Origin of the sequence: Hydrogenophaga sp. (assembly GCF_041633695.1) — a bacterium.
Classification (GTDB): Bacteria; Pseudomonadota; Gammaproteobacteria; order Burkholderiales; family Burkholderiaceae_C; genus Hydrogenophaga.
Genome location: NZ_JBFJMY010000344.1, coordinates 1 through 4,473 on the forward strand (window position 1 = coordinate 1; position 4,473 = coordinate 4,473).

The following is a 4,473-nucleotide window of genomic DNA, read 5'->3' on the forward strand; positions in this document are numbered from 1 at the left end:
AACAACAGGTGTTGTGCGAACGCCAGATCAAGTCGCTGGTGGCCATGACCGGCCTGCCGGAGGCCGATCTGCGGCGCCAGCTGGCCGGTGCGCCGGCCTTGAGCGGACTGCAGACACCGCAACGGCTGGACGCGATGCTCAACGTCGAGGCGGTGCCGGCGCAAGTGATCCGCCAGCGCCCCGACGTCTACCGCGCCCAGCGCGAACTGGTGGCGAGCAGCGAAGGCGTGGGCGTGGCGCGTGCCGCCCTGTTGCCCAGTCTCACGCTGTCGGGCAGCGTGCTGCGCAACCGGGTGACGGTGGGCGGCAATACCGACAGTTTCAACTCCTGGTCGCTGGGGCCGCTGTCGCTGAGTCTGCCCCTGCTCGGGCGCGATCGCCTGCAGGCGGGTGTGGACAGCGCGTCCGCGCAGTACGACGCCGCCAGCGCCGCCTACGCGGCCACCTTGCGCCGCGCCGTGGCCGAGGTGGAGCAGTCGCTGGTGACGTTGTCCAGCCTGCAACAGCGCGTGGGCGCCACCGACACCGCCGTCGCGGGCTATACGCAGTCGTTCGACGCCACCCAGGCCCGCTACCGGGTGGGCTTTGCCAACCTCAACGAACTGGAAGAGGCGCGCCGCCTGAAGCTCAACGCCGAGAGCAGCGCGGTGGCCTTGCAGCAAGAGCGCATCAATGCCTGGATCCAGCTCTACCTTGCCCTGGGCGGGGGCTTTGATCCCCAGGCCCCATCCAACACCATCAAAGAACCGTCATGACTTCAGTTGACTCTTCCTCTCACCCGAACAAACGCCGCCTCTGGCGCATCGTGGCGCCTGTGCTGGTGCTGTTGTTGGCCGGCGTGGCCTGGTTCGCGCTCAAGGCGTCGCCAGCCGACGAAGTGCCTCCGCCGGCGGCGGATGCTGGCCCCAAAGCGTCGATGACGATTACCGTGTCCCAGCCCACCACCGAAAAGTTGTCCATTGCGCTGCAAGCCAATGGCAATGTGATGGCCTGGCAAGAAGCCAGTGTGGGTGCCGAACTGGGCGGTCTGCGCCTGGCCACGGTGCTGGTGAACGTGGGCGACGTGGTGCGCAAGGGCCAGGTGCTGGCCACCTTTGCCAGCGAAACCACCCAGGCCGAAAGCCTGCAAAGCCAGGCCAGCCAGATGCAAGCCCTGGCCAACTACGAAAACGCCAAAGCCGATGCCGATCGCGCGCGCTCGATCCAGGACACAGGTGCCTTGTCGCAATCGCAGATCGCCCTCTATCTGACGCAGGAAAAAGTCGCCAAGGCCCAGTGGGAAGCGGCCCAGGCGGCGTATTCGGCGACCCGCGTGCGTCTCGGCAACACCGCCGTGAAGGCACCCGATCAAGGCATCATCTCGGCCCGCTCGGCCACCGTGGGTGCGGTGGTCGGCTCCGGCCAGGAGCTGTTTCGCCTGATCCGCCAGGGCCGCATGGAGTGGCGCGGCGAGGTCACGGCCAGCGAAGTCGGGCGCATTCGGGTGGGCCAGCGCGTGCAGGTCACCGCCGCCACCGGGCGGGAAGTGGAAGGCAAGGTGCGCGCGATCGCGCCCTCGGCCGATGCGCAAACCCGCAACATCCTGGTGTATGTGGACCTGCCGCCTCACGGCGACTTCAAGTCGGGCACCTTTGCCAACGGACGCTTCGATTTGGGCCAGAGCGAGGCCTTGACGGTGCCCACCCCCGCTATCGTCGTGCGCGACGGCAGCACCTACGTGTTTGTGATCGACGCCGAGCAGCACGCCTCCCAGCGCAAGGTGCAGACCGGGCGCCGCGTGGGCGAGCGGGTCGAGGTTTTGTCGGGCCTGCAAGCCGGTGAATCCGTGGCGGTGCAGGGCGCTGGCTTCTTGAACGAAGCCGACCTGGTCAAGGTTGTGAAATAAGGACCGACCATGAACGTCTCCGCCTGGTCGATCAAGAATCCCATCCCCGCCGCCATGCTCTTCGTCATGCTGACGCTGGCGGGCCTGTTCTCGTTCAGCGCCATGAAGGTGCAGAACTTCCCCGACCTGGATGTGCCCAACATCACCATCGTGGCCAGCCTGCCGGGCGCTGCCCCGAACCAGCTCGAAAACGATGTCGCGCGCAAGATCGAGAACAGCCTGGCCTCGTTGCAGGGCCTCAAACACATCTACACCAATGTGCAAGATGGCGTGGTCTCCATCACCGCCGAATTCCGCATCGAAAAGAGCACCCAGGAAGCACTGGACGATGTGCGCTCGGCGGTGGCCAAGGTGCGCGGTGATTTGCCGTCCGACCTGCGGGAGCCGATCGTCAACAAGATCGAACTCGCCGGTGGCGCGGTCTTGGCCTATACCGTGGCCTCCGACAAGATGGACGCAGAGGCCGTGTCCTGGTTCGTGGACAACGACATCGCCAAGCTCTTGCTATCGGTGCGTGGCGTGGGCGCGGTCAACCGCGTGGGTGGCGTGGACCGGGAGGTGCAAATCCTGCTTGATCCATTGAAGCTGCAGGCGCTGGGCGCCACGGCGGCCGACATCTCGCGCCAGCTGGCCAAGGTGCAAATCGAAAGCGCGGGCGGGCGGGCCGATGTGGGCGGCGCTCAGCAGCCTTTGCGCACCTTGTCTTCGCTGCAATCGGCCGACGAGCTGGCGCGTCTGGAGCTGTCGCTCTCGGACGGGCGGCGCATCCGGCTCGATCAGATCGCCGAGGTGAAGGACACCGTGGCCGAGCCCACCGCCGCCGCCTTTCTGGACGGCAAACCGGTGGTGGGTTTTGAAGTGGCGCGCAGCCGCGGCGCCAGCGAAGTAGAGGTGGGCCAAGGTGTGCGCGAAAAGCTCAAGGCGCTGCAAGCCGCGCGCCCCGATCTGCAGATCACCGAGTCTTTCGATTTCGTGACCCCGGTAGAAGAAGAGTTCGCTGGCTCCATGGAGCTGTTGTACGAGGGCGCCATGCTGGCGGTGCTGGTGGTGTGGCTGTTCCTGCGCGACTTCCGCGCCACCATCGTGTCGGCGGTGGCGCTGCCCTTGTCGGCCATACCGGCTTTCATCGGCATGCATTACATGGGCTTCACCATCAACATCGTGACCTTGTTGGCCATGTCGCTGGTGGTCGGCATTCTGGTGGACGACGCCATCGTCGAGGTCGAGAACATCGTGCGCCACATGCGCATGGGTAAATCGCCGTACCAGGCGGCCATGGAAGCGGCCGACGAAATCGGTCTGGCGGTGATCGCCACCACCTTCGCCTTGATCGCCGTGTTTTTGCCCACCGCTTTCATGTCGGGTATTCCTGGCAAGTTCTTCAAGCAGTTCGGCTGGACCGCCTCGTTCGCGGTGTTCGCCTCTTTGGTGGTGGCGCGTGCGCTCACGCCCATGATGGCGGCCTATATTCTCAAACCGGTGGTCTTGGCCAAGGACAAGCCGCGCTGGGCGCGCAGCAACGCGCTGTTGGGCGGCATCTGGGCCTGGATGTCGAACCAGAACGAACCCGGCTGGCTCAACACCTACCGGGGCTGGGCCGCCTGGTGCATCAAGCACCGCTGGCTCACGATGTTTGCCGCCGGGGTCTTCTTCGTCGCCTCGGTGCTGCTGATCCCGCTGCTGCCGCAAGGCTTTGTGCCGGCCGACGACAACTCCCAGACCCAGGTCTATATCGAGCTGCCGCCCGGGGCCACGCTGGCGCAGACCGTGTCCACGGCCGAACACGCGCGGGTGCTGGTGGCGGCCGTGCCACACGTGCGCTCGGTCTACACCACCATCGGTTCCGGCTCGGCGGGCGCCGATCCGTTCGCGCCCCAGGGTGCGGCGGAGTCCCGCAAGGCGGCGCTGACCATACAGCTCGATGCGCGCGGTGCCCGTCCACGCAAACAGGTGATCGAAAACCAGATCCGCGAAGCCATGTCCAATCTCGCCGGTGTGCGCAGCAAGGTCGGTCTGGGTGGATCGGGTGAGAAATACATCCTCACGCTGACCGGCAACGACGCCAACGCGCTGCAGACCGCCGCCACCGCACTGGAGCGCGATCTGCGCACCATCCAAGGCGTGGGCAGCATCCAGTCCACCGCCGCGCTGGTGCGCAGCGAGATCCTCGTCACACCCGACCCGGCCCGTGCCGCCGAGATGGGTGTGACCAGCAGCGCCATCGCCGAGACCTTGCGCATCGCCACCGTGGGCGACTACGACAGCGCTTTGCCCAAGATGAACCTGCCGCAGCGCCAGATTCCCATCGTGGTCAAGCTGGAAGCCAGCGCGCGCGAACACCTGGACGTGCTGGGCCGCCTCACGGTGCCGGGCAGCAAAGGCCCGGTGATGCTGTCGCAAGTGGCAACGCTGAGTTTTGGCGGCGGGCCTGCGGTCATCGCGCGCTACGACCGTTCGCGCAACATCAACTTCGAGGTGGAGTTGGCCGGTATCGCCCTGGGCGACATGAAGACCGCCGTGGACAAACTGCCCACCATGAAAAACCTGCCCGCCGGGGTGTCGGTGCTGGAGATTGGCGACGCCGAGGT

General features: G+C 66.1%; 3 protein-coding genes. All 3 read left to right on the forward strand.

What is annotated here, in order from left to right; genetic code table 11:
- The coding region (locus ABYB95_RS17580) for a TolC family protein (protein ID WP_372659863.1) at positions 1-755 on the forward strand (755 nt) is incomplete at its 5' end.
- Positions 752-1,885, forward strand: coding sequence for an efflux RND transporter periplasmic adaptor subunit (locus tag ABYB95_RS17585; protein ID WP_372659865.1), 1,134 nt, complete (start codon positions 752-754; stop codon positions 1,883-1,885). The genes ABYB95_RS17580 and ABYB95_RS17585, both read left to right, overlap by 4 nt.
- Positions 1,886-1,894: 9 nt before the next feature.
- Positions 1,895-4,473: efflux RND transporter permease subunit (locus tag ABYB95_RS17590; protein ID WP_372659867.1), on the forward strand; the 2,579-nt coding region annotated here is incomplete at its 3' end.

Bases quoted from the DNA above. Each gene is read 5' to 3' on its own strand.
- ABYB95_RS17585 (WP_372659865.1), top strand. From the start codon at position 752: ATGACTTCAGTTGACTCTTCCTCTCACCCGAACAAACGCCGCCTCTGG.